The organism is Shouchella rhizosphaerae, assembly GCF_036700015.1.
In the GTDB taxonomy this organism is placed as follows: domain Bacteria; phylum Bacillota; class Bacilli; order Bacillales; family Bacillaceae_D; genus Shouchella; species Shouchella rhizosphaerae.
In genome coordinates this window covers 4009029-4033853 of sequence record NZ_CP144921.1, presented here as the reverse complement: position 1 = coordinate 4033853, position 24825 = coordinate 4009029, and the positions used below count along the sequence as shown (strand labels likewise).

The 24825-nt window shown below is 45.3% G+C and carries 26 protein-coding genes; 15 read left to right on the top strand and 11 right to left on the bottom strand.

The window, feature by feature from the left end:
- Nucleotides 1-239: 239 nt before the first annotated feature.
- On the bottom strand, nt 240-371 hold the full coding sequence (gene sda, locus V5G21_RS20150; protein ID WP_081427615.1) for a sporulation histidine kinase inhibitor Sda: 132 nt from the start codon (nt 369-371) through the stop codon (nt 240-242).
- Nucleotides 372-549: 178 nt separating this feature from the next.
- On the opposite strand from sda, the gene V5G21_RS20145 reads away from it, so the two are divergent.
- The 3 genes from V5G21_RS20145 to V5G21_RS20135 are packed head-to-tail and all read left to right on the top strand — an operon-like array spanning nt 550 to nt 3303.
- Nucleotides 550-2697, top strand: coding sequence for a type IA DNA topoisomerase (locus tag V5G21_RS20145; protein ID WP_011246962.1), 2148 nt, complete (start codon nt 550-552; stop codon nt 2695-2697).
- Nucleotides 2694-3140, top strand: a complete 447-nt coding sequence (locus tag V5G21_RS20140) for an OsmC family protein (protein ID WP_011246961.1) — start codon at nt 2694-2696, stop codon at nt 3138-3140. The genes V5G21_RS20145 and V5G21_RS20140 overlap by 4 nt, the downstream gene beginning before the upstream one ends.
- The gene (locus V5G21_RS20135; protein WP_156323128.1) at nt 3133-3303 is read left to right on the top strand and encodes a hypothetical protein; all 171 of its coding nucleotides are present in this window, start codon (nt 3133-3135) and stop codon (nt 3301-3303) included. The genes V5G21_RS20140 and V5G21_RS20135 overlap by 8 nt, the downstream gene beginning before the upstream one ends.
- 32 nt (nt 3304-3335) lie before the next feature.
- Here V5G21_RS20135 and V5G21_RS20130 read toward each other — a convergent pair whose 3' ends face one another.
- The gene (locus tag V5G21_RS20130) at nt 3336-3968 is read right to left on the bottom strand and encodes a lytic transglycosylase domain-containing protein (RefSeq protein ID WP_011246960.1); all 633 of its coding nucleotides are present in this window, start codon (nt 3966-3968) and stop codon (nt 3336-3338) included.
- Nucleotides 3969-4125: 157 nt separating this feature from the next.
- Between V5G21_RS20130 and V5G21_RS20125 the strand changes: the two genes are divergently transcribed.
- The 5 genes from V5G21_RS20125 (at nt 4126) to V5G21_RS20105 (ending at nt 10246) form a co-directional block, all read left to right on the top strand.
- Nucleotides 4126-5214, top strand: coding sequence for a class I SAM-dependent methyltransferase (locus V5G21_RS20125; protein WP_051881088.1), 1089 nt, complete (start codon nt 4126-4128; stop codon nt 5212-5214).
- A 99-nt stretch (nt 5215-5313) separates the two neighbouring features.
- On the top strand, nt 5314-5628 hold the full coding sequence (locus V5G21_RS20120) for a hypothetical protein (RefSeq protein ID WP_011246958.1): 315 nt from the start codon (nt 5314-5316) through the stop codon (nt 5626-5628).
- Nucleotides 5629-5853: 225 nt separating this feature from the next.
- Nucleotides 5854-8685: a 2-oxoglutarate dehydrogenase E1 component gene (locus V5G21_RS20115; RefSeq protein WP_011246957.1), complete on the top strand. Its 2832-nt coding sequence runs from the start codon at nt 5854-5856 to the stop codon at nt 8683-8685.
- A 14-nt stretch (nt 8686-8699) separates the two neighbouring features.
- Entirely contained in the window at nt 8700-9962 is a 1263-nt protein-coding gene (gene odhB / locus V5G21_RS20110) for a 2-oxoglutarate dehydrogenase complex dihydrolipoyllysine-residue succinyltransferase (protein WP_011246956.1), read from the top strand.
- Nucleotides 9963-10045: 83 nt separating this feature from the next.
- Nucleotides 10046-10246, top strand: coding sequence for a DUF6501 family protein (locus V5G21_RS20105; protein WP_011246955.1), 201 nt, complete (start codon nt 10046-10048; stop codon nt 10244-10246).
- A gap of 58 nt (nt 10247-10304) precedes the next feature.
- Here V5G21_RS20105 and V5G21_RS20100 read toward each other — a convergent pair whose 3' ends face one another.
- Together V5G21_RS20100 and V5G21_RS20095 are read right to left on the bottom strand one after the other, a co-directional pair.
- Entirely contained in the window at nt 10305-11891 is a 1587-nt protein-coding gene (locus V5G21_RS20100) for an ABC-F family ATP-binding cassette domain-containing protein (RefSeq protein ID WP_011246954.1), read from the bottom strand.
- Between the two features lie 217 nt (nt 11892-12108).
- On the bottom strand, nt 12109-12933 hold the full coding sequence (locus V5G21_RS20095; protein ID WP_011246953.1) for an aldo/keto reductase: 825 nt from the start codon (nt 12931-12933) through the stop codon (nt 12109-12111).
- Nucleotides 12934-13140: 207 nt separating this feature from the next.
- On the opposite strand from V5G21_RS20095, the gene recQ reads away from it, so the two are divergent.
- Both recQ and ytxJ read left to right on the top strand, forming a co-directional pair.
- Nucleotides 13141-15249 (top strand): DNA helicase RecQ, encoded by a 2109-nt coding sequence (recQ, locus tag V5G21_RS20090; RefSeq protein ID WP_035201351.1) that lies wholly within the window; start codon nt 13141-13143, stop codon nt 15247-15249.
- A 78-nt stretch (nt 15250-15327) separates the two neighbouring features.
- Nucleotides 15328-15666: a bacillithiol system redox-active protein YtxJ gene (gene ytxJ, locus V5G21_RS20085; protein ID WP_011246951.1), complete on the top strand. Its 339-nt coding sequence runs from the start codon at nt 15328-15330 to the stop codon at nt 15664-15666.
- Between the two features lie 252 nt (nt 15667-15918).
- On the opposite strand, the gene V5G21_RS20080 is transcribed toward ytxJ, so the two are convergent.
- Nucleotides 15919-16398: a hypothetical protein gene (locus V5G21_RS20080; RefSeq protein ID WP_011246950.1), complete on the bottom strand. Its 480-nt coding sequence runs from the start codon at nt 16396-16398 to the stop codon at nt 15919-15921.
- 89 nt (nt 16399-16487) lie between these two features.
- Between V5G21_RS20080 and V5G21_RS20075 the strand changes: the two genes are divergently transcribed.
- On the top strand, nt 16488-17027 hold the full coding sequence (locus tag V5G21_RS20075) for a GNAT family N-acetyltransferase (protein ID WP_035201347.1): 540 nt from the start codon (nt 16488-16490) through the stop codon (nt 17025-17027).
- 9 nt (nt 17028-17036) lie between these two features.
- On the opposite strand, the gene V5G21_RS20070 is transcribed toward V5G21_RS20075, so the two are convergent.
- From V5G21_RS20070 to V5G21_RS20060, 3 genes are read right to left on the bottom strand one after another with little or no spacing between them, the layout of a single operon-like run.
- Nucleotides 17037-17945, bottom strand: a complete 909-nt coding sequence (locus tag V5G21_RS20070) for a 5'-3' exonuclease (RefSeq protein WP_011246948.1) — start codon at nt 17943-17945, stop codon at nt 17037-17039.
- Between the two features lie 54 nt (nt 17946-17999).
- The gene (gene bshB2, locus V5G21_RS20065) at nt 18000-18668 is read right to left on the bottom strand and encodes a bacillithiol biosynthesis deacetylase BshB2 (protein ID WP_011246947.1); all 669 of its coding nucleotides are present in this window, start codon (nt 18666-18668) and stop codon (nt 18000-18002) included.
- 24 nt (nt 18669-18692) lie between these two features.
- Nucleotides 18693-19043 (bottom strand): YojF family protein, encoded by a 351-nt coding sequence (locus tag V5G21_RS20060; protein ID WP_011246946.1) that lies wholly within the window; start codon nt 19041-19043, stop codon nt 18693-18695.
- Nucleotides 19044-19223: 180 nt separating this feature from the next.
- On the opposite strand from V5G21_RS20060, the gene V5G21_RS20055 reads away from it, so the two are divergent.
- On the top strand, nt 19224-19349 hold the full coding sequence (locus V5G21_RS20055) for a hypothetical protein (RefSeq protein ID WP_257006657.1): 126 nt from the start codon (nt 19224-19226) through the stop codon (nt 19347-19349).
- Entirely contained in the window at nt 19343-20119 is a 777-nt protein-coding gene (locus V5G21_RS20050; RefSeq protein WP_011246945.1) for a S1C family serine protease, read from the top strand. Before V5G21_RS20055 ends, V5G21_RS20050 begins: the two co-directional genes overlap by 7 nt.
- On the opposite strand, the gene V5G21_RS20045 is transcribed toward V5G21_RS20050, so the two are convergent.
- Nucleotides 20116-20526, bottom strand: coding sequence for a DUF2188 domain-containing protein (locus V5G21_RS20045; RefSeq protein ID WP_011246944.1), 411 nt, complete (start codon nt 20524-20526; stop codon nt 20116-20118). The two genes, V5G21_RS20050 and V5G21_RS20045, sit on opposite strands and share 4 nt — an antisense overlap.
- 113 nt (nt 20527-20639) lie before the next feature.
- Here V5G21_RS20045 and V5G21_RS20040 point away from each other — a divergent pair, with 113 nt between their 5' ends.
- Together V5G21_RS20040 and V5G21_RS20035 are read left to right on the top strand one after the other, a co-directional pair.
- Nucleotides 20640-20774, top strand: a complete 135-nt coding sequence (locus tag V5G21_RS20040; RefSeq protein ID WP_259406022.1) for a hypothetical protein — start codon at nt 20640-20642, stop codon at nt 20772-20774.
- A gap of 252 nt (nt 20775-21026) precedes the next feature.
- Nucleotides 21027-22178 (top strand): acyl-CoA dehydrogenase family protein, encoded by a 1152-nt coding sequence (locus V5G21_RS20035; protein ID WP_035201344.1) that lies wholly within the window; start codon nt 21027-21029, stop codon nt 22176-22178.
- 78 nt (nt 22179-22256) lie between these two features.
- On the opposite strand, the gene V5G21_RS20030 is transcribed toward V5G21_RS20035, so the two are convergent.
- A complete protein-coding gene (locus V5G21_RS20030; protein ID WP_338465041.1) occupies nt 22257-23651 on the bottom strand; it encodes a hypothetical protein in 1395 nt (464 codons plus the stop codon).
- A gap of 480 nt (nt 23652-24131) precedes the next feature.
- Nucleotides 24132-24764 (bottom strand): hypothetical protein, encoded by a 633-nt coding sequence (locus tag V5G21_RS20025; RefSeq protein ID WP_063608375.1) that lies wholly within the window; start codon nt 24762-24764, stop codon nt 24132-24134.
- Between the last annotated feature and the right edge of the window lie 61 nt (nt 24765-24825).

Sequence of the window (24825 nt, the reverse complement as noted above, 5' to 3'; positions counted from 1 at the left end):
AAGGATAAGGAAATCGGACACAAAATGACAAATGTAACTATGAGGCGGCGCCTAATTACACTCGTATAGACAGAGAGGCGGCAAATACATACTCGATGGTCATCGTTACAGCAGCTAAGTCCGCATGTGTTCATTTATGGATGATTGGTTTATGTCGTCGCCAAAACCGTTTAATGCCGCTGCAATTGATCGACATGTAGGTAATGGGGTGTTTGTTTCCCTAAGACGAGCACGATCTGTTAATTGGACGGAATGAAACCACGCTTTTCTATTTCCTGTTTTAAAATGGCAATAAACGTTGCATCGAGATTGTGTTCGACTGCTTTGTTCCATGCTTCGTAAAGGATATCGTCTTGTAAATCGCTTAACATGCATTCTCACTCCTAATTTAAAGGGAATAGATTCTTTTTCCCTATGATAAATCAGTCTAAACATACAATGGCTGACGATTCTATCGTAGACGCTAAGGTAAGCAATATATGTCTAACGGTTTGGGCAAGTATGGTATGATTGAGAGAGATTAAAAATCAAAAAAGTGGAGGAATCAAGGTGGATCTTATCCTCGCGGAAAAGCCATCAGTGGCCAAAAACATTGCTGATGCGTTAGAGATTAAAGCGAAAAAAGATGGGTACTATGAAGGGGATGCTTACCTAATTACGTGGGCGTTTGGCCATCTTTTAGAACTGTATGACGCGAAAGATTATGATCCCAAATTTGCCAGATGGCAGGAGAGTTACTTTCCGTTCATTCCAACTCAGTTTAAATATAAAGTGAAATCAACGTACAACAAACCAGATACAGGGGCGAAAAAACAACTTGCCATTATTTCCCGGCTTGCTCGACGCCATGACGTTCGTCGCATTATTTCAGCATGTGACTATGACCGGGAAGGCCAGTTGATTGGCGACAGCATCATTTCTAATCTTCGTGCCGATAAGCCTGTGTTCCGGATGCTCTTAAATGAATGGACGAAACAAGAAGTGCTCCGCGGCTTAAAACATGCGCGCCCTAATTCTGAGTTAATAACATTGCGTGATGCCGGGGTTAGCCGCCAATGGGCCGACTGGGCAATTGGGATCAATTTAACGTCTGTAGCGACACTGAAGTACCAACCTGGGCGGGGAAGCGTCTTAAATATCGGCCGTGTCTTGCTGCCGACGTTAAAGATTATTTATGACCGCGATAAGGAAATTGCAGCATTTACGCCTGAACGTTATTATAAGTTGGTTGCGTTGTTTCAAACGGCCGGCGGCGCTACCTATGAAGGCGTTTATACATGCAAGAAGCAGACTGCCTTTTCGGAAAAACAAGGGCTAGAGCAAGTGGCTTCGCTGCTGCCTGGAAAACTTGCACGCGCTGTGCATGTTGAGAGAAACGAGAAAAAAGAATACCCGCCCGTTTTGTTTAATTTGTCGCAGCTGCAAGGCCATATTACAAATAAATACAAGGGATGGACGGCAGACAAAGTTTTAAAAATCGCCCAGTCGTTATATGAGAAAAAGTTGATTACGTATCCACGTACGTCTAGCACGGCGCTGGAGGAGAGTTTAGTCAAGAAAACGGCGGCAGTCCTTAAGGCCATTAGCAAAGGCTTGCCGTATGAAAAGGACATTCGTTTTACAACGAGCAAACGGATTTTTAACAATGCCAAAGTGGAAAGTCACAGCGCAATCATCCCGACGTACATGTTGCCAAAACGCTTGAATACGGAGGAAGCAATTGTCTATAATGCGGTAAAAAACCGGTTTCTAATGCAATTTATGCCGCCAGCAGAATTTCTAGAAACGACCATTCATACAAAGCTAGAAGAAGGCGTAGCAGAAGGGTTTTTTGTTTCAAAGGGAAGGGAAAAGCGAGCTGATGGCTGGCACCAAGTAGAGCAAGTAAACGGGAAGGAAACGTTTTTGCCCAATGTGGAAGAAGGGGAACGTCTCAAAGCGCTTTCTGGAAAAACGAGCGACCATATGACGACACCGCCTAAACCACATACTGAAAAAACGTTGTTGCATATTATGGAAACATGTGGGCGGAAGCTCGACAAAGACGATGCCGAGCAGCTTATGAAAGGGTATGCGATTGGCACAGCTGCAACAAGAGCAGATACCATTAAAAAGCTAAAAGATATTGGGTATATTCATGCATCTGGAAAAGCGCTCCATTGTACGGAAACGGGCGCCAAACTAGTGGAACAATTTCCGGTTCAAAGATTGTTTGATTTAGCTTTTACTGGGAGATTGGAGAAGCAGTTATTCGATATTGAGAAAGGACGCTTGGACAAACAGTCATTTTTGCAAAGCATTTTTGCCTTTATTGAAACAGCTGTGCAAGAAATCAAAGCCGATGAGACAGGCAAGATCGAATCAATGGCGAAAACGAAAAAACGCCAAGTAACGGAAACGCTTGGCAAATGCCCACTATGCGAAAAGCCTGTGATTGAAACAAACAAAGCGTTTGGCTGCAGTGGCTGGAAAAGCGGCTGCCCCTTTGTCATTTGGAAAAATGATAAGTATTTGGCTCGCTTCAAAAAGAAGCCAACGAAAACGATGGTTAAATCATTGCTAAAACATGGCTTCGTCAACGTAAAAGGGCTAAAATCAAAAAACGGCAAAACGTTTTCCGCTACGTTGCGTTATCAGCAGCAAGGCAACTATTTTAGTTGGGTTCTTGAATTTCCTAAGCGAGGTGATGGACAATGATCCACCAATTTTTATTGGATGCCACCTGGAACGGCGGCCGTAATAGCACTGGTACTATCCAAACAGGCAACTTATCTCATTCCATATCGATTCCGAAAGAAATGGGCGGACCTGGGATTGGCACGAATCCAGACGAAATGCTGCTCGGTGCTGCCGCTACTTGTTTTTTGATCACGTATGCTGCCATGCTTGAGCGGGCTCAAATCGAGGTGGAGTCATTGACACTTCATGCAGAGGCCGATGTGGATGTGACGAATAACATCTTTGAATTCCGAGCAATCCGCCACTTTCCGACAGTGGTATTAAAAGAGCAAACCCAGCTGGAGAAGGCGGAACGCTTAGCGTTTAAAGCAGAATCTTCTTGCATGATTACAAAAGCAGTCGCAGGCAATGTCGCCGTGTCTGTTACACCGAATGTGAAAGCAGTGGATAGGGATGAATAAGCGTCTGGCGTCTGTCTTTTTTGTGATTGCCTTCCTTTCGCTCTCGCTGCTTGCTGGCTGTCAAGGGGAAGACGAACATTCTGAGACGAATGACAAGCCAGAAGGCTATGTGGAGCCTATTCCAGTAAAGCTCGTCGAAGAAGATCCGATTACAGCTTCATAAAAAACGCACACCTACAAATGGAGGTGTGCGTTTTACGTTCCTGCTGCTTTGTGCCTGTTTAGTGGAAGTTGTATAAGCTCGTACCCTTCCTCTGTATACGTGTGGTAGTACCCCATTACTTCTTCTACGTAATCTTCGCTTTTGTTATAAGAGAAAAGCGCCTCTTCATAATTGCCTTCACGTGCGCCGTGGTCAGCCAAATACCGAGCAGCTGAGTAGGCGGAGTCGGCTAGGTCAAAAGGATCGGCTTTGCCGCTACCTGACGCGTCAGTGCCATATCCGTTATGGGCTTCAATTAAATCGGTATCCGTAATGTCAACATCTTCAGCGACATTGCCGATGTCGTCAGTGCCTGGGTAAGACCAGCCGACCCATGTACGGGGCATAAATTGAAAATGCCCAAGGGCGCCAACAGGGCTTTCGAGCGGATCCATTGTTGAAAAGATCGTTTCAACGCGATGAACGGAAGCAAGCAGTTCCCAAGGCACGCCATACTCTTCGCCTGCCTCTTTGTATATAGGCACATAATCTTCAGGAATTTGGTTTTCGGCAATAATGGTTTTGTAAACATTTTGGCGAAAGCGGTCATTTTGTTCAAACAACAACACGATTGCGACCAAGCAAACAAGAAAAAACAACGAAATACCTAAAAACCATTTTCGCATGAATCGAGCCTCTTTCTGCACAAATTACCCTCTTATCGTAACATGACAATTGAAAAAAGAACATAGAAAGAATCGTTTCAATGTTGACGATTTTGGGAATGGCAAGGAGGGGCAACACCGGTTGCTGTAAGGCTAGAATTCTATTGGTGGAAAATAAATGGAGACAGACGTTAAGTTCGCTTTCGCCCCGCAAAAACGAATTCACCATATACTAAGCGAATTAGATGCGAAAAGGAAGCAAAGGGGTGGGCAAATGGCGGTAAATGAATATGTAAAAGTATGGAATGCTCGAAAGTGGCTGAAAGAGGCGGAACCGTTTTTAAAGGTGTGGCATGCCTATTTGGGCTATAGCTTAAATTTATTTTCTTATTTTAAGAGTGGCGCTACAGTCGTCGACGTAGCGGATAAACACGGCCTCAAACCCGAATTGTTGTCGCGCTGGGTCGAAGTGGGCGTTGCGGTCGGCCACTTGCGTGAAAGCAAAGGCGGCAAAATCAAAACCAAACCAAAGATGGGCAAATATTTAACAAAAGAAAGCAAGCATTCAGTCGGTATCTTGCTCGAGGAGCTGTTTGAATTGCATATGCCTACCCTTTTAAGCTACCGAGAACAACTTCCCAACAAAGAGCAAGATCCTCCTCCTGAGATGGCCGATATGGTGGCGGGCACCTCTAGTCTCCTTGAAGCATTGGCTGTGCCAAAAATTGCTGCCGTCATAAAAAAACGCAAAGCCGAATCTGTGCTCGATGTCGGCTGCGGCTACGGTGGCTATGTAAAACGGTTGGCGCACACATTTCCCGGTACACAATTTGACGGGATTGAAGTCGACCACGAAGTGTGCGTTTCCGCTAGAAAAAACAATGTAAACGAAAATGCTACCATTATCGAAGGTGATTTTTTTCACTTTCAAGGCAAGCGTCCTTATGACGTTTTAATGTTCAACAATATCCTCTATTACTTTTCGACTGAAACACGCGTTGAGATGTTTAAACGGGCAGCGGCGCAGCTAGCAACCGACGGAGTGCTCATTGTCATTAGCCCTATAACCGATGGGAAGCACGGCAAGCGATTCGCTAGTGCTTTTAACAGTTTCATGAGCGCCCATAAAAAAATGCACCCTCTTCCTTCAAAGAAAGAGTTGGTCAAAGCAAGCAAACAGGCTCATTTTCGTTTGCTGTCTGCTAAGACGATTGTCAAAGAAGGGGGCTGGCACTTTCTTTTATTTGAGCAACGCGGTAAGCACTAGAGGAATGCAGTTTAAGCGCTAGGAAAGACGATTGACAACTTGTTGGCTTTTAACCACACGCTGCCACTGGTATGATGAAGAGGGGGGAGGGAGCAATAGATGATTCGAATAGATACGTATACGCGCCATCAAGCCGCATTTACGAATGTCTCGCTATTTCATGTTGATGTATTGCCAGACTGGATCGTTGTTCAGCTTGCTTTTGAACTGGATCCGCCCCTTGCTGATATGGAGGCTCCAGGGGCACAGCTCATTATTGCAAAAGACGGCTCTTTAATAGAAGCAACATTTCAAGAAGAGCGCTGTGATGAACCGACCATTCAACTAGAAGAAGAGGAGGCGAAACAGCTACAATCAATCGCGGCAAAAAATTGGGAACTCATACCTAATCCGAAAGACGGAAACGCTTTTTGACGAAATAGGCAGAATGCTCGATAAAAACACTGGATTTTCGCGCGCAAACGCGCTAAAATCGAAGTGACCGCTTCCATTGTCGACGATCCAAAAAATGTGGCATAATTCGTCAATTATTATGCATTTTTTTTGAGATACAGGCTGGAAAATGGTAAAATAGGTTTGTAAGCGCTTGAAAAAGAATTCGCCTTTGGCGAATGAAACGTTTTAGGAGGTTTATATCACATGTCCAGCAAGGAACACAGCCCGGAAAAGCCTTGGCGAGGATTTTATGGTCCTAACCTTGGAGCCGTGATTGAGCTGTACGATCAATATGTGGAAGACCCGAACTCCGTAGATGAACAAACGCGTGCCCACTTTGAGAAATGGGGTCCGCCAGCTTTAGAAGAGAACGTCAGCTCGTCTAATGCAAAGGAAACAATCGGGGCGGACATGATAAGCGCAGTAGTAGGAGCGGTGAGGCTGGCTGATTATATCCGTGCCAAAGGTCATTTGGTGTCTGACATACAGCCGATTTGGAAAACCGACAAAAACAGCAATTTGCTAGACTATGACCGCTTTAACGTAACGGAAGAAGAATTGAAAAAAGTACCTGTCAAGCTGATTTGCAAGGATGCTCCGCCGCATTTAAAAAATGGGCTCGAAGCGATCGAACATTTGAAAAAAGTGTATACGCAGACGATGGCATTTGAATTTGGACACGTTCAAGATGAAGAGGAACGCAATTGGCTCCGCAAGCAAGTGGAGTCTGAAGCGTATGCCGATGAGTTGCCAAATAAGGAGAAAAAAGCGCTGCTTGAACGACTAACGTCTGTAGAAGGCTTTGAGAAGTTTATCCACCGCACCTTTGTTGGGCAAAAACGTTTTTCAATTGAAGGACTTGATACGCTTGTGCCGATGCTTGATAAAGCGATTAGGGAAGTCAGAAAAGAAAAGACTGACCACGTTATGATCGGCATGGCACATAGAGGACGTCTCAATGTTTTAGCCCATACACTTGGGAAACCATATAAAGCGATCTTTTCGGAATTCCTGCAAGCGCCTAACAAATTAAATGCCCCGTCAGAAGGCCTTGGAGAAACCTATACAGGCTGGACTGGCGATGTAAAATACCATTTAGGGGCCGACCGGCAAATTAGCGACGACAAAAGCGCGCAAACGATTGTGTCCCTTGCTAACAACCCAAGCCATTTGGAGTTTGTTTCGCCGATTGTTGAAGGATATGCAAGGGCTGCCCAAGAGGATCGCAGCAGCAAAGGCGCACCTAAACAAGACACGACAAGGGCTTATTCGATCCTTATCCACGGCGATGCCGCATTTCCAGGGCAAGGCGTCGTGACGGAAACACTTAACTTAAGCCGTTTGAACGGCTATCATGTCGGCGGTTCGCTCCATATTATCGCCAACAACAACATCGGTTATACGACTGAAATGCATGATTCGCGTTCAACTACATACGCAAGCGATCCGGCTAAAGGCTTTGAAATTCCAATTGTGCATGTGAATGCAGATGATGCGGAAGCCTGCGTGAGGGCGATTAAATTTGCAGTCGAGTACCGTCGTAAATTCCAAAAAGACTTTTTAATCGACTTAATTGGCTACCGCCGGTTTGGCCATAATGAAGGCGATGAGCCAGCGGTGACACAGCCTGATCTCTACGCGCAAATCCGCAAACATCCAACCGTGCGCGCCATTTACGCTAAACAGCTTGAAGCTGAACAAGTGATTACAGCTAAAGAAGCACAGAAGCTAGATACCGATATGTACAACTACTTGCTGGAAGAATACAACAAAGTCAACAGCGATAAATCAGAGAAAAAGTATGAGCTGAGCCCTCCTGACTTTATTGTGGACGGCTTGCCAAAAGTGAAAACCGCTGTCGAAAAAGAAAAGCTTGTTGCCATGAATGAGCAGTTGCTTGACTGGCCGAGCTCCTTTAAACCAAACCAAAAGCTTGAAAAAATCTTAAAGCGCCGTGCCAATGCATTTGACGGCGAAGGCAATGTCGATTGGGGATTGGCTGAAATCCTTGCGTTTGCTTCGATTCTCCATGATGGCACACCGGTCCGTTTGAGTGGCCAAGATAGTGAGCGTGGCACGTTTGCGCACCGTCACTTTGTCTTGCATGACCGGGAAACCAATGAAACGCATGTACCGCTGCAAACGATTAAAGATGCCAACGCATCCTTTGCCGTTTACAACAGCCCTCTTACGGAGCAGGCATGCGTGGGCTTTGAATACGGATACAATGTCTTTTCAAAAGAGACGCTTGTGTTATGGGAAGCTCAATTTGGCGACTTTGTCAACGGCGCCCAAGTAATGTTTGACCAGTGGGTGTCGGCTGGGCGAGCAAAATGGGGGCAAAAGTCAGGTCTTGTTGTCTTGTTGCCTCATGGCTATGAAGGGGCTGGCCCTGAGCATTCAAGTGGGCGTGTCGAGCGCTTCTTGAGCTCGGCAGCAGAGAATAACTGGACAGTTGCCAACTGCACATCAGCCGCACAATATTTCCATATTTTGCGGCGCCAGGCGAAGATTTTGCAAAAGAATACAGTGCGCCCACTTATTATCATGACGCCAAAAAGCTTGCTCCGTAACCAAGTGGTTGCTTCGCCAACGTCTGCTTTTACAGAAGGCGAGTTTCAGCCGATTTTGGAAGAGCCAACGCTTGGTCATGATCCGAATGCGGTTAAACGGATTATATTGTGCAGTGGAAAACTAGCAATTGAATTGCAAGATTATGTGAACAAAAACGATGAGGACTGGAGTTGGGTTCACATTATCCGGGTAGAAGAGCTGTACCCGTTTCCGCGCCGCGCGATTCGCGAACGATTAAAAGAGTTTCCTAACTTAGAAGAAGTCAAATGGGTACAAGAAGAGCCTAAAAACATGGGTGCTTGGACTTTTATGGAGCCGCGCATTCGCGAAATCTTGCCTTCAGGGGTTCCGTTGAGCTATATTGGCCGCACCTACCGGTCAAGCCCAGCTGAAGGCGTATCCAATGCCCATAAAGTAGAACAAAAACGCATCGTAACGGAGTCATTGACTCGCAAAAACTAAGGAGGCTTTTTGACGTGACTGAAATCAAAGTACCTGAGCTTGGAGAATCGATTACAGAGGGCACCATTTCCCAGTGGTTGAAAGAAGTAGGCGATTATGTCGAGCAAGGGGAGTTTATTGCTGAACTTGAAACAGACAAAGTCAATGCTGAAATTCCCGTGGACACGGCTGGCGTGATTAAAGAATTCAAACGGGAACCAGGCGATACCGTAGAAATTGGCGAAGTCATCGCGATTATCGATGAAAGCGGCTCTGCCGGCGGCTCCTCTGCAACAAGCGAAAGCACAAAGGAAGAAGCCACGGCAAAAGAGGAAGCACCGCAGGAAGAGAAGCAAGCTGAGCAAACGCAACAGCCAGAAAAAGAGGAAGCTGTCAGCAACAACCGCCCGCTTGCCTCGCCAGCAGCACGGAAATTGGCGCGTGAAAAAGGCATTTCCCTTGATGCGATTACGCCAACGGATCCAACAGGAAAAATTCGCCGCCAAGATATCGAAGCCCATCAAGCAAAACCAAAACAGACAGAAGCGCCGAAAGCACAGCCGTCTTCTGCACCAGTAAGCGAAGGGGAAGCAGGCAAACCTGTTGAACGGCAAAAAATGTCACGGCGCCGGCAAACGATTGCAAAGCGACTTGTTGATGTTCAACATGAAACAGCGATGTTGACGACTTTTAACGAAGTCGATATGAGCGCAGTTATGAATTTGCGTAGCCGCCGCAAAGATGCATTTTCTGAAAAACATGGTGTGAAGTTAGGATTTATGTCTTTCTTTACAAAAGCCGTTGTTGGCGCTTTAAAAGAGTTTCCGCTTCTAAATGCGGAAATTCAAGGCGATGAGCTTCTCATCAAGAAGTTTTATGACATTGGCATTGCTGTTTCGACAGATAGCGGTCTCGTTGTCCCTGTATTGCGGGATGCCGATCGCCTCAGCTTTGCTGGCATTGAGAAAGGCATTGGCGAACTTGGCAAAAAAGCACGGGACAATAAATTGCAACTGGCAGATATGCAAGGTGGTACATTTACGATTACGAACGGCGGGGTGTTTGGCTCCCTCTGGTCAACGCCAATTTTGAACGCGCCGCAAGTAGGCATTCTCGGTATGCATAAAATTCAAATGCGCCCAGTAGCGATTGACAACGAACGTTTCGAAAATCGGCCAATGATGTATTTGGCGCTCTCTTATGACCACCGCATTGTCGATGGCAAAGAAGCTGTTAGCTTCCTCGTGAAAATTAAACAGCTGATTGAAGATCCTGAACAATTGTTGCTGGAAGGCTAAGAAGATAAGACAGCACAGGGCTGGCGAACCAGCCCTGTTTGCTGTACAATAAAGGAACGCAGCACAAGGAGGGACGATCAGTAGTGATTCACCAAACGTGGACGAATGCACCGACGATACGCATGGTGAAATGTGTACATACCGATGCGAAAAAATATATTGTCAACCGTGCTTTGACAGCAGGGAAAGAATATCCGCTTAAAAATGAAACCGACGAGTTTTATTTTGTCATTGACAATACTGGAAAAGTGGGCGGCTATTATAAAGAGTATTTTCAAGGCTAGTAGGCGCTTATTGTCGCAATAGGAACCCCCCGTGCTAAGGCAACGGGGGGTTCGATGTTTATTTTACATGTTTTAAGTAATCTTCATACGAGTCTTCGTCTATGATGCCATCCGCTGTCAACTCAATGACGCGATTTGAAATCGTGCGAATGAATTGTTGGTCATGGGAACTGAACAAGAGCGACCCTTTAAAATTAATCAACCCGTTGTTGAGCGCTGTAATCGACTCTAAGTCCAGATGGTTTGTCGGTTCATCCAACAGCAGCACATTCGCGCCAGAGAGCATCATTTTTGACAGCATGCAACGGACTTTTTCGCCACCTGATAAAACGTTTGCTTGTTTAAGCACCTCTTCGCCAGAGAAGAGCATTCTGCCAAGAAAACCACGCAAGAACGTATCACTGTCATCTTCAGGAGAGTATTGACGCAACCAATCGACAAGATTTAGCTCGTTTCCTTCAAAAAAGGCAGAGTTGTCTTTCGGAAAATACGATTGGCTTGTCGTAATTCCCCATTTAAATGTGCCCTCGTCAGGCTCGATTTCACCCATTAAGATTTTAAATAGCGTCGTTTTGGCGACATCGTTTGAACCAACAAGAGCGATTTTATCGTCTTTGTTCATGCGGAACGACACATTGTTCAACACTTTTTCACCATCAACGGTTTTTGACAACCCTTCAACCAAAAGCAAATCATTTCCAATTTCACGTGCTGGCGAAAAGTGGATGTATGGGTATTTGCGCGAGGAAGGTTTAATGTCGTCAAGGGTGATTTTTTCTAATTGCTTTTTACGCGAAGTCGCCTGTTTGGATTTGGAGGCATTGGCGCTAAAGCGAGCGATAAAGTTCTCAAGCTCTTTGATTTTTTCTTCTTTCTTTTTGTTTTGGTCTTGTGCCATTTTTAAGGCCAATTGGCTCGATTCATACCAAAAATCATAGTTTCCAACGTACAGCTCAATTTTCCCATAGTCCAAATCGGCAATATGCGTGCAGACATTATTTAAGAAATGGCGGTCATGGGAAACGACAATGACCGTATTCTCAAAATTAATAAGAAAATCTTCCAACCATTGAATCGCTTTTAAATCGAGGCCGTTTGTCGGCTCGTCCAGTAAAAGCACATCCGGTTTGCCAAATAGCGCTTGTGCCAGAAGCACTTTGACTTTGTCTGATTCAGCAAGCTCAGACAACGTTTTATGATGTTGGTCTTCGCCAATGCCGAGCCCTTTTAATAGGACGGCTGCATCTGACTCAGCTTCCCAACCGTTTAATTCTGCAAATTCGCCTTCTAGCTCAGCTGCTTTCATGCCATCTTCATCTGAAAACTCAGCTTTCATATAAATGGCGTCTTTTTCTTTCATCACTTCATAGAGGCGTGCATGTCCCATAATGACGGTTTGCAACACTTCTTCATGTTCATATTCGAAATGGTTTTGCTTAAGAACAGCTAGGCGCGAACCTTCTTTCATCGAAACATGCCCTGTCTGAGATTCGATTTCCCCTGAAAGGATTTTCAAAAAGGTCGATTTGCCAGCTCCATTGGCGCCGATTAAACCATAACAGTTGCCTGGCGTAAATTTAATATTAACGTCTTCAAATAGTTTGCGTCCGCCATATTGCAAACCAACGTTCGCTACAGTAATCATAAAAAAAGCCTCCTACACATTGAGCATAAAAGGATGCCGCTGTCGGATCCCTATCTCTTTCATCTACTACTACTACGTAGTTTACCGTTTAAACCGTTGCATGTAAACGAAAAGCAGCGATTTTCACGAAAATCATAGAAATCCCTATTTTTTACGATCACTGGAAATGTCAAAAAGGAAACAACCAGCAAACCCGAAAGGGCTTGCTGGTTGGATTTTAACGCGTATTCATTTCGCTCGGTTTAGCGCCCCGGCGTTGGTTGCGGTCAAGGCGATTAATCGCATCCATTTCTTCATCGGACAGTTCAAAATCGAACACATCAAAGTTTTCTTCAATCCGCGATGGCGTGACTGATTTAGGAATCACAATTGTATTATTTTGCAAGTGCCAGCGGAGGACGACTTGTGCCGTAGTTTTGTTATGTGCTTTGGCAATTTTTTCAACGACTTCGTCGGTTAGTACCTCGCCGCCTTGGTCAAGGGGACTCCATGCTTCCACATAAATATTGTGTTTGGCACAAAAGTCTTTTAGTTCATTTTGGGCAAAGTATGGATGGCATTCCACTTGGTTTAATACAGGCGTTATATCGCACTCGTCAAGGAGTCGCTCCAAGTGGTCAATGTCGAAGTTACAAACGCCGATTGCCCGGACGCGGCCATCGTTGTACAATTTCTCAAGCGCTTTGTATGTCTCAATGTACTGGTCATAATGAGGCGTCGGCCAATGAATCAAATAGAGGTCGATGTAGTCAAGGCCAAGGCGCTCCAGGCTCGCATCAAACGCTTTCAGTGTTTGCTCGTACCCTTGGTCTGCATTCCACACTTTCGTTGTAATAAATAGCTTTTCTCGATCAATGCCCGATTCTTTAATGGCTTTCCCAACGCCGGCTTCGTTTTTGTAAATCATCGCTGTGTCAATCGACGTATATCCCACTTCGAGCGCTTTAGCAACAGCGGGCGTTGCTTCTTCATCTGGCACTTGCCAAACACCAAAACCAAGCTGCGGCATGTTTACACCGTTGTTTAATGTCACCATTTTCATGTTCAGACACTCCTTTATCGGAATTGGATCAACTCTATGATAGTATACGACATTTACCGATACTTGTCCTTTTTTGTGCTTGCTTGTGTTAAGACAACTGAATGTTGTTTTTATGTTAAAGGATTTCTCTTAAGAGGGAGTCGACTTTATTATTAGCCTCGTACTATACTAAATAGAACAGATCAGTCTATGTAAGGAAGTGTTCAAATGGGACAGGCGTTATTGGATCAAGCGGAGCACGTGTTGCGGTCATTGTATGGCTATACGGCTTTTCGGCCTGGCCAACAAAAAATTATTGAGTCAATTTTAAATAAGGAAGATGCTCTTGTCGTCATGCCAACTGGCGGCGGCAAGTCTCTATGCTATCAAATTCCGGCTGCCGTGCTTGAAGGCGTTACGCTCGTCATTTCTCCTTTAATTGCGTTAATGAAAGACCAAGTAGACGCTGTCAATGAAATCGGCATACCTGCTACTTACATTAATAGTTCATTGACGAAAGCAGAAGAACGAAAGCGTTTGAAAGATGTCGCTGACGGAAACATTTCGTTGTTGTATGTTGCACCTGAACGCCTTTATGAGCCATCGTTTCAAGCAGCGTTGGCAAAGCAACCCCTTGCCTTAATCGCCATTGATGAAGCCCATTGCATGTCACAGTGGGGGCATGACTTTCGGCCAAGCTATTTGACGATGGCCGACTGGATTGATTCACTACCAGAAAAAGTGCAAGTTGTAGCGCTTACGGCGACGGCGACACCGGATGTGGCGCGCGACATATGCAGGCGCCTTCACATTGATGAAAACAACCAACATCTTACTGGGTTTAAACGAACCAATTTGACATTGCGTGTGTTGAAAGGACAGAAAAAAACCGCCTTTTTACAGCAATACGTTGAAGCAAACCAAGGGGTTCCAGGTATTATTTATGCCTCAACGCGGAAAGAAGCAGAAGCGATTTACAGAGCCATCGATGGAAAAACAAACGCTGTTCTCTACCATGGCGGCCTTCCAGAGAAGGAACGGACCGAAAGCCAGGAAGCGTTTGTCTATGACCGGGCTGATGTCATGGTTGCCACAAATGCGTTTGGCATGGGCGTCAATAAAGCCAATGTTCGCTATGTGCTTCATGCCAATATGCCAGGGACGCTCGAAGCTTATTATCAAGAAGCCGGGCGTGCCGGTCGAGATGGCGAGCCAAGCGAGTGCATGTTGCTATACCAAGCACAAGACGTTCAAACGCAACGTTTTTTTATTGAACAGTCCGACGCCTCTGAAGAGAAACGGAAACATGACTTTGAAAAACTGCAATGGATGAGCCGTTATGCCCATACCAACCAATGTTTAGAGCAATTTATTTTAAGCTATTTTGGCGAGGATGCAGGTGAACCGTGTGGGAAATGCAGCAATTGCAAACGGGAAGGGGAACAGCAAGATGTCACACGCGATGCGCAAAAAGTGCTTTCTTGCGTTGTTCGTGTCAAAGAGCGATTTGGAAAAACAGTGATTGCCCAAGTGTTGACAGGCTCAAAAAACAAGAAAATTGAACAGCTCGGTTTAGATAAATTGTCGACATACGGGCTGATGAAAGACAGATCCGCAAAAGAAGTCCAAGCATTTATCGACTTTTTACTAGCAGAACAATACATTGGGTTAACGCCTGCTTCGTATCCGACCATTCAATTGCTGCCAAAAGGCGCGGCGGTTCTAAAAGGCGAAGGCCAAGTTTATCAGTACAAAGAAACGGTTGAACGAACAGTAAGTGACGAAGACCCCATCTTTGCCGCACTCCGTGCTGAGCGGAAAGCATTGGCTGATGAGCAAGGAATTCCTCCTTATTTGATCTTCTCCGATAAAACATTAAGAGAAATGGCCGCTGTCGCCCCTCAGTCATTGGAAACATTGGCTACGATTTCTGGCGTGGGCGAACACAAGCTCAGCAAATACGGAGAAGCTTTTTTAAAAACCCTTACCCAATTTGAGAAGCAAGAAAACGCGGGTTTGCCTTTGGATAAGGCACAGTCTACCGGGCACAAACGTGTAAGTCGTGAGGAAGTCATCAAGCACTTTGAAGCTGGACAAGCACCAGCTCAAATCGCGGCAACACTCGGTTTTAGCGAACAAACGATTGTGAAACATTTAATTGCTGCTGAGAAGAACAACGAGACGACAGGTGTCGCCAATCTCGTTGAGAAAGAGAAGGCGGCCTTGATCCGCCAAGCAATCAAAGAAGTCGGCTCTTCTTATTTAAAGCCAATTAAGGAACATGCCGGTGATGGGGTATCTTATACAGAGATACGTATTGTCATTGAATTAGGGTGACGGATTTAAGAATGAGCGGTTGCGGCTTACAGGTGTGGTATGGTACAACAAAATGAGAACGCTAAAGGGGATGATCGCATGATTGAAGAGCTAACAACAGAAGCAGAATGGCAAACATTTTTACAGGGAAGTGGGGACACCCTATCGCTGCTATTTAAACATAGTACGCAATGCCCTGTATCGGCAGAAGCATTTGAAGAGTACAAGCAATTTGCGAATGAAAACAATTCCTACCGGTACGGGTTCGTAAAAGTGATCGAATCCCGGCCGGTTTCAAACAAAATTGCCGAAGACTTAGATACCGTTCATAAATCTCCACAAGTGTTTGTTTTAAAAAACAAATCCGTGCGATGGACAGAATCGCACTGGAATATTAAAAAGCAAACAATTGCCGAACATGTCGAAAACGAGCGCTAGCGCTCGTTTCTGCTTTTTGCCGCCTTGTCTTGTTTAAGGATGCAACCATATGTGAATAAAACAAACCCAATCACGAGCAGTGAACAGATCCGCTGAATGACAGAAAACCAATCCATTTTTCCGCCTCCTTGCATGTAGGTTCCCGCTCACAGGCGAATTTATTCTGAAAGAAAAAACAACGGCACTCAAGTTGATAGAAAACACTTGGTTACAGTTTGAAGGACCGAGTCCTGTAGGGTTCGGTCCTTGCAGTTAACCATGCCAAATAACGTGGCCTGATTGTGTTTCTTTATTGACGGAGACATGGAAATGGTGTTTTTTGTAAAAATGGATGAGTCTATCCAAATGATCCCAATCACGCTTGGCAAGCTTGCCTTCAATCAAACAATTGTGTTGCCAGGCCGCATCTTTTAAGTATGCCATGCAAATGGAACCAAAACCACGGTTCGGGTCACCTTTGATATCGTCAATAAAGAGACGATGGGCGTTAACGTATTCTGCTTGGAGGGCAAAATCCCAATGGCCATCATAGGGCGAATGGCAATCGTTAACCATGAGCTGGAGCGTGCGCCCATGTTCTTTTTTGGACACAATCACCCATTCTTCGTTGGGCGTTTGTTCAACGCCAATCACTTCTTTCTGTTCTTCTTTCGCAATTTCTCGAACTTGTTGCTGCATACGGATGAGCTGAATGTCTGTCTGATCAGCACCCCGTATATCGATTGTTGTCACAGAATCACTCCTCTTGAATTTGACACCGTGTTCTAGTATAAAGGAAGAAGTGTATAGGTGCAAAAAAATGTGGCTAGGAGGGCGGGGGAATGAAAGAAATGGCGATCGCGCCAATAAGCATAAAGTATTCAAAACATTTATGGAAATGGGTCTTTTCTCAAGACGACCCAGAATGGAAACAATGGGATGCTCCTTATTTTGAGCATCATTCGCTCCCTTATGATGCGTTCCGTGAAAAAGCAGAAAACTGGGTCAATCGCCAAGACGTGCAAGGAATTTTTGTAGAAGACGAATTAATTGGGACGGTGTCGTATTATTGGGAATGCGAAAAAACCCGCTGGCTCGAGCTAGGCATTGTCATCTTTAATCCTGCATATTGGAATGGCGGTTATGGCACTGAGGCGCTGCGGCGGTGGTCAGCTATTGTGTTTCACATGCATCCGCAAATTGAACGTGTAGGTTTTACAACGTGGTCAGGCAATAAGCGAATGATCGCAGTTGGCGAAAAATTAGGTTTTAGCCGTGAAGCGCGTATTCGCAAAGTTCGCTATTACCAAGGAGTCTATTATGACTCAATTCGTTACGGGCTAACACGCGAAGAATGGAATACGCGCCAAAACCAACGGTAAAGGCGTCTGTTAAGAAATAAAAGCCAACTCGTCCGCCAATTTAACGCGAATAGCAAGACGTGAAAGTTCCTTGTCAACTTCGCCCCGATTCAAAGAAAGAACAGCGTCATTGATAGAATAGTGGCGGAGTTCGGGAATGTCGCAGATAATGGCAGAAAGCTTTTTTGAAAGCTGAGTAGACGCTTGTCCAGCTAGTAGTTTTTTCTGTGCCCGTTTTAATGGCGGCTGGATTGTGTCGATTTGTTGATATAGCGATTCAATCGACCCGTACGCAGCGATGAGAGGCAGGGCGGTTTTTTCGCCTATTCCGGGACAGCCTGGAATATTATCACTTGTATCGCCGACGAGCGCCTTTACATCCACCCACTGGGTAGGGGAGAGGCCGTAACTGGCTTTGAACGACGCTTCATCGAATAACACTTCTGTTTGCTTTTTAGCAACAATTTGAGTGGTGCGGGAACTCAGCAATTGAAACAAATCTTTATCGTTGCTGTAAATATAGCAAGGACCGCTCGTTTCAGCTTCCCATTTGGCCGAAATAGCACCGATAATGTCATCTGCCTCATATGGCGGCACTTTTAATTGCTCAACCCCGATGTAGGAAAGTGTTTTCACACATTGTTGATATTGTTGGATTAATGGTTCCGGAAGCTCATTTCGCGTCAATTTGTAGTCGGGAAACGTTTTTCTTCGCAAGGCTTCCTCCCGAGGCACATCCCAAGTGACGATGCAATGGGAAATCGAATAATCGGTAACTAGCTTAAATAGTTTTTGGATAAACACACGAAGGCCGTTCACATATAAGCCTTCGTCGTTTCGTTCTAACTTTTCAATCGGGCGGTTATAGCTCGTCGCAAAATACCCGCGGCTCAATAAGTTAAAGCCGTCGACTAATAGCAGAGCCTGTTCATTGGCCAAAACAGTTCCTCCTTTTTAATGGAAAAAGCCGCCTCCCTGAAATTGGGAGGCGATTCACGCGAACGGATACGTCCAGAAACGTTCGTTGCAAAGCCGTTCCTTCGCTTCTTCGACGCCGTCATAATAGGCTTTTTCTAAGCTTGGCAGCGTCCATGCTAACTGGGAAGCATGGGCGCGTAACGTATCAAGCTTGCGGATGGCGTACGCTGAAACATCATGGACGATATCCGCTGGGCCAATCTCTTTTTCGTGGTTGTTTGAGAACGCGACTGCGTAAAAAGTAGGGCGCTCGCTCTTTGGTAACTCTGCTAGTGCGGACGCGACGGCAAGGCCAGTAGCGTCATGGTCAGGGTGAACAGCATATCCTGGGTAAAACGAGATAACGAGGGAAGGCTTAAGTTCAGCAACTAGGTCAAGCACCATCTGTTTCAAGCGTCCTGGTTGTTCAAATTCAAGCGTTTTGTCGCGATAGCCCATCATCCGCAAATCGGTGATGCCCATCACGGCGGCAGCCTGCTGCAATTCTTTGCGGCGAATGTCTGCCAATGATTCCCGTGTCGCAAAGGGAGGGTTCCCTAAGTTGCGTCCCATTTGCCCAAGCGTCAGGCAGGCGTATGTCACGGGCGTTCCTGCATCAATATAAGCAGATATCGTTCCTGAAACACCGAATGCTTCATCATCTGGATGAGGAAAGATGACAAGGACATGGCTTTGTTTTTTCATGCTCGTTCAACTCCCAGCAATCAATTAATCGTCAAAAGGCGTGCGTGAAAGTTCAAAGGCGACGCCAAGTTTTCCGTCAGGGCCGTGGCCAGCCATTAGTAGCCGCCCCTTTTTGTCTAGCTCAAAATGGGTTAATCCTTCGCCATATACCCAGCCGATGTTCAATTTTAACCCAACCCTGTATGGTCCGTTGCCAGCGACAACGCCATGTTCGTACGAAATAAGGGCATTGCGGATGTAGGCGCTGGCTGAAAAAAACGATTCATCAAAATGGGAAGCGTAAGCCCCATTTGTCGTTTCTAAATGCAAGTAAACGTCTTCGTTCAGAAAAGAATCAAGCAACGATTGAAGGCGTTCTTTCTCAATCGGTTCCATAATAAACCTCCAGCAAGTAGCATCTATGTATCCACATTATAAGTGAACGATCCAAGGCTGGCAACGGCAACGACTTGACAGGCAGGGCAGTCATTTTTGTAGCAAAGGGACGAGCGATGGTATACTGAATGTAAGAGAAGACAACGTCGAGGTCATTTTTTGCGAAAGGGTGTGCGGCTATTGACCATAATTACATTGACTTTGCCTCGTATAACGAGGGAATGGGTTGAACCCAACCAAGCTGTTGCTATGTACAAAGAATGGGCAGCTACTAACAGCGAAAAAGGCACATTGGCCCAATGGTAAACAACCATCCGCCAGAAGAAGAACGATTTGAAGAAGAGCCGCCACTTGAGGCATTTATGGAAGAAGAGCCGCCCCCAAAAACGAGACCTCTACGAAAAGCGGTCGTTATCATTGTAGCAGCTGTTGTCGCGTTGGCTATGCTTGTGCAAGGAAGTGCCTTTTTGTTTCAGCACTTCAGTTTAGACGCACTCCGCTTTACGAGTGAAAGCCAACAATTGGAAAAAGAAGGCGATTTTGAACCATTTAAAGAAGCGGTCGTTGCTGTGCAAACAGACAGAGGCCACGGGACAGGCTTCATCATTTCAGAAAGCGGCGACGTGCTCACCAATGAACACGTGATTCGTGGAGCTTCGTCCATTTATGTCCATTTGCCAGATGGAGAGCGTTACGAGGCGACTGAGACGAAAACAGACGAAACGAATGACTTGGCCATGTTGGCGCTTGAAGGGCAGCCAGACAATTTACCGACATTAACGCTTGCCGATACGGCAGCGAAACCTGGAAACACGGTATACGTAATTGGCCATCCGATGACGCATTCCTACATCACAAACAAAGGGGAAGTAAAAGAAAGCCATGATGCTTACCAAGTTTTAGCAATTACCAATGCTGTCTTCCCTGGACATAGCGGTTCGCCGGTGTTGTCAGAAGAAGGAGAGGTCATAGGAGTGGTCTATGCCCGCAGTAGTGGGGAAAACGGAAATGGCGAAGGGCTTGCTGTGCCGCTCCGCCAAATCCATGCATTTGTCAAGGATGATTCAGGCATTTAATCGTCGACTTTAACGCCTGCTCCTTTGTTTTTTGCAATTTTGCGTGCTCTTTGCAACGCTTCTTCTTTTGTATTTGCCACATAGGAAGCGCGCTTTGCTCCTTCCGCATAAACAGCCCATCCATCTTCGCGCTTGACAACATGTTCAGGCTTGTCGGCTGTTTCTGGTGAAGACGAGGAAGAATCATGTTTAGACGGAGTTACTTTGCCATGTTTCAAAAAATGGGCGATTTCGTTATCGTCAGCGTTTTCTTTCCATTTTTTCGCCTGTTCAGTGGCAATTGGAATGGCGCGGCTTTCAGAGTAGCCGTCTTTAACCATCGAGTTGGCCATTTCAATCGCTTTTTTGCGGATGGCCTTATCGAAATTTTTTAAAGATGAGGGGTAGTCATCCATTGTCCATGGCATAGCCAACACCTCCTTTTCCCTTTGTATTTCCGTTTTGCTGACATTTAAACATGGTTTGTTTTCATGCACAAAGGGTATACAGGCAGCAACGAAGAGAAAGGAAGTGTAGACAAATGAATGATCAAAAACAAAGCAATAACCAAGAAGATAAAGGCGAGGACATTGTCAAACGCCAATTTAACGAGTCGTTGCACCAAGGAACATCCGAGGACGACAAACAAAAAAGAAAACAGCAAAAGAAAAAATAAGCATGTGGTAGATCCACATGCTTAAGGTTGTCGACAAAGTCGATAACTGTTCTCAGACTGATAGAAAACGTTTGTCAGACGAGGAGTGCAGCCGAGGGAAGATGCGAATAGAACGTGGGTTCATGAGCATATGAGTGAGGCAAACGACGACGTATGCGAGCGTTTTTCTACAGTCTGAAGCATGTGGTAGATCCACATGCTTTTTATATATGGTATACTTTATCGGAATACACAGAAAAGGATGAGGCAAAGTTGTCAATTTTGGATGAACAATCAGCAGTGGGCCGGGAACAAGCATTGCGCCACATTCTAACAGGTTTTTCTGAAATTGGCGCCATCCACGACCACCAACAAACGGTGCCAATTGAAAATATTGCCGCCCTCAAGAAATCTGGCTATACAGCGTTGCCTGTAGAAACGAAATATGGAGGGAGACAGATTTCCCTTAGCGAAATGCTATACCTTCAACAATTGATTGCCGAAGAGGACGGTCCAACCGCCTTGTGCATCGGCTGGCATATGGGGACGATGTACCAGTTGGTCGAGGAGAAAAATTGGCCTAAGCATTGGCACGAACAGATCAGTTGTGACGTTGTTGAAAAAGGGGTTCTCCTCAACACGGCTGCAACAGAAAAAGCGACAGGGAGCCCGACACGAGGAGGAGCTTTTCAAACGACAGCCAAATATGAACGAGGGGAGTGGGTCCTAAATGGTACAAAAACCTTTACGACGCTTGCCGAACACTTAGATTATTATTTAATTCTTGCTACTGTCGAACCGGAAAAACAGGTAGGCTTGTTTATCGTACCGCAAAACACGCCAGGAGTGACCGTCGAAAAAACATGGGACATGATGGCAATGGGTTCTACTGGAAGCGAAGATTTGCACTTGAAAAATGTCAAGCTGCCAAGTGACCATTTTATTAAAAAGCAAGAAAAGAATGGCCTGCCAACAGCATGGCTGCTCCACATTCCTGCCTGCTATTTGGGAATAGCCTGTGCTGCCATCCGAGAAGCAGCGAAGTTTGCCAATTCGTATTCCCCTAATAGCATTCAAGGAACGATTGCTCAATTGCCACACGTCAAACAAAAACTTGGTGAAGCCGTGATTCTATATGAACAAAGCCGCCACTTCCTGTACAGCGTGGCTAATAAATGGGACAATAGTGACAAAGAAACTCGTATGCAGTTAAACACAGAATTAAAAATGGTCAAATACGCAGTAGTCAACAACGCAAACAGAATCGTCGACACCGTGATGAGAGCTGTTGGCGCCCATAGCCTATCCAATCAGTCGCCATTGTCACGGTATTATAAAAATGTCCGTGCCGGTCTCCACAATCCGCCCATGGACGACATGGTTGTCCATGCCGCCGCGGAAAGCGTATTGCAGAGGGAATCGTAGCAGCTCGGATGGAATTGCATAGCGACACAAAGCCAGCCTAACGAGAAGGCTGGCTTTGTGGGGCCATTTTCCATTCACCTACCAAATCACAAGCGCGAGTATCGTTGAAACGAGCAAGCCGGCAATTACAGGGATAAAACAGATCCGCACTAAATCTTGAACATGAACGCGAGCAATTCCTGCCACAGCAACGAGAGAAGACCAAGCGATCAACGTACCGCCGCCAACCCAGACCGCCCCCATTTGCCCAATTGCCGCCAAAGTGGCTGGATCGATCCCTGAAACAGGCGCCAATGCACCAGCAAGAGCTCCAGTCAATGGCAAACCAGAAAATCCAGAGCCATCAAGACCTGTAATCATGCCAATCATTAACAATCCAAATGCAGTCCAACCTGGTTCGGTAGGAATATAGGATTCGCCTGCTTTAACTAATTCAAATAAAAACGCGGGCGCTTCCTCAATAGCAAGAATGGCCGGAGCGAAATCGCTGCTACCGAGAAAAAAGAACCCGGCAATAGGAATAACCGGCCCCATGGCTTTAAAAGCAAACAAAAAGCCATTGACTAAATGATTGCTAACATCTTCAAACAACTGTTTTGGCCGGTAAAACAAGCCTGCCACTAGCAAGAGCAAGAGCGCCGCTCCACCAACCAATGCGGCTCCACTGCTGCCTTCTAACTGCAAATTTGTAAAAAAAGACGTATAAAGCATATACAAAATCACTGCTAAAAAAGCCAATGGCACGAAAGCGGCAAATAGTTTAGCCTTCCACGAGACCACTGCTGTGTACCTTTGCTTATAAGGCTGCATCCATTCCTTAGGGAAAGACGCACGAAGCCGTTCTTTCCGTCTCCGTGCCAGTAAATACAGCACGATCATAGCCGTGCCCCCTGCAATCAAAGAAAGCACCAAAGCCCGGTCAGCAACATCAGATACGGGGACGCCTGCGGCCGTGGCGCTTAGCATAGGAGCAATTTGAATCATATAATCACTTGAAAGAGCCATACCTTGCCCAGCGATGGCAATTGCTGCCGCTCCCACTAGAGGAGGCAGGCCCGCGCGGATCGCCACTGGGAGCAACAACGTGCCTACAAGCGGCACAGCGGGGGTAGGCCAAAAGAAAAGCGATATCACATAAGTCATGACAATGAGAATGAGGTAAGAAAGAGTAGCATTTTTCATGACTTTCCCAAATGGCTTAATCATTTGTTCGTTTGCCCCTAGGGAGTCGAGGCTTTGCAACAATGCCGTCATAATAGCGATGATCAAAAAAATGCTAAATAATTCTCCAGCTGCGACAAGGCTCGCCGAGAAAATGGTTTGTAAGGCGGCTGCGATTGAACCGCTAAAGGCATAACCAACTAAAAACGTCATAAGGATTGCAGGGACAACGACATTTTTGCGCATCAGCATAGTACCAATGATTAGCAAAATCCCGACAAAATACAGCCAATGCGGTGCAGTTAAGTCCATTAGGCATCCTTCTTTCGTAGGTGGATGCAATAGTGTATGAGCTTACCTAACAATAGGTGAATAGCCTAAATCTAAAGAAAAGCTAACAGAAGTTAATATCTCTAAAATTAATTTTAGACTTTTAAAAATGGAGACCTTAATTTGTTATATCGTCAAAAGAGAAAAAAGGGAAAATAATATTAAGAATTTTTATAAAATAACGTCAATAGTTTTGTTTCTAAATCAAAAGAGACCCACTCAGCGTGTAGGATCTCTTTTTAGGTATAAAGTATAATCTATAAAGCTACAACCATGAGTGTGTCCAATTATGTCTTTTATATTTTTATATACTCTTTATATGAAGCTGGTTCTGAAGAGCAAGACGAAGAAATGATTAACCATATTGGAAAGTGTTGCACCAAGTTAAAGACAACAATTTAAATTAAATGTATGAGCCATAAGGCTGTATACGCTTTTTTCTATACAAAAGGGGATGAACCCCTAAAAGGCTCCGTAATTAGTTAATCCATATTCATCTGCTTCTACCATCGTATTAAACTCAAGCATATCACCAACGCCGTTTTCCGGGGTAACTTCTACGCCGAGAAAACCATCTTGAGCAATCCATACGTCGAAAGATACGGAATCGGATTCATTAAAGTAGCTTTCGGAAAGCATGAACTCAAACATAGTCTCTTCAATGTATGTATTATAATCCATCCCTGAGTAGATAATGTCTTTCATCTGCGACATACTATAGTTCGATTCGGACTTAGCTTCTTCGTAAGACTGAAAGAGATCGTCCGAATCGGATGAGTGCTCGTCCGACGTATCAGCATCATTGGCATCATCACCAGCAGACTTATTTGTATCAGTATCTTTTCTTGCTGTTTCGTTGGAGTCATTTTCAGCGGTCGTGCTGTTAGTCTCTTTCGACTTTTTCTCACTGTCTTCCGTATCGCTTTCATCACTAGTAGGATCTGTTTCTTTCTCTGTTGTTTCTGTTGTTTCTGTTGTTTTTTGTTCAGTGTTATTGTTGTTTTTTAATGCACTAGTATCGTTGCCGCTCCCGCAAGCCGCTAAAGTGAGGGCGCTTAGTAAACCGAGGGTAACGAGTAAGTAATTTTTCTTCATTTCTTTCTCCTTTACCTGTATGTAATTTTGTATAATTCTAGTATAACTGGAATGTGACATA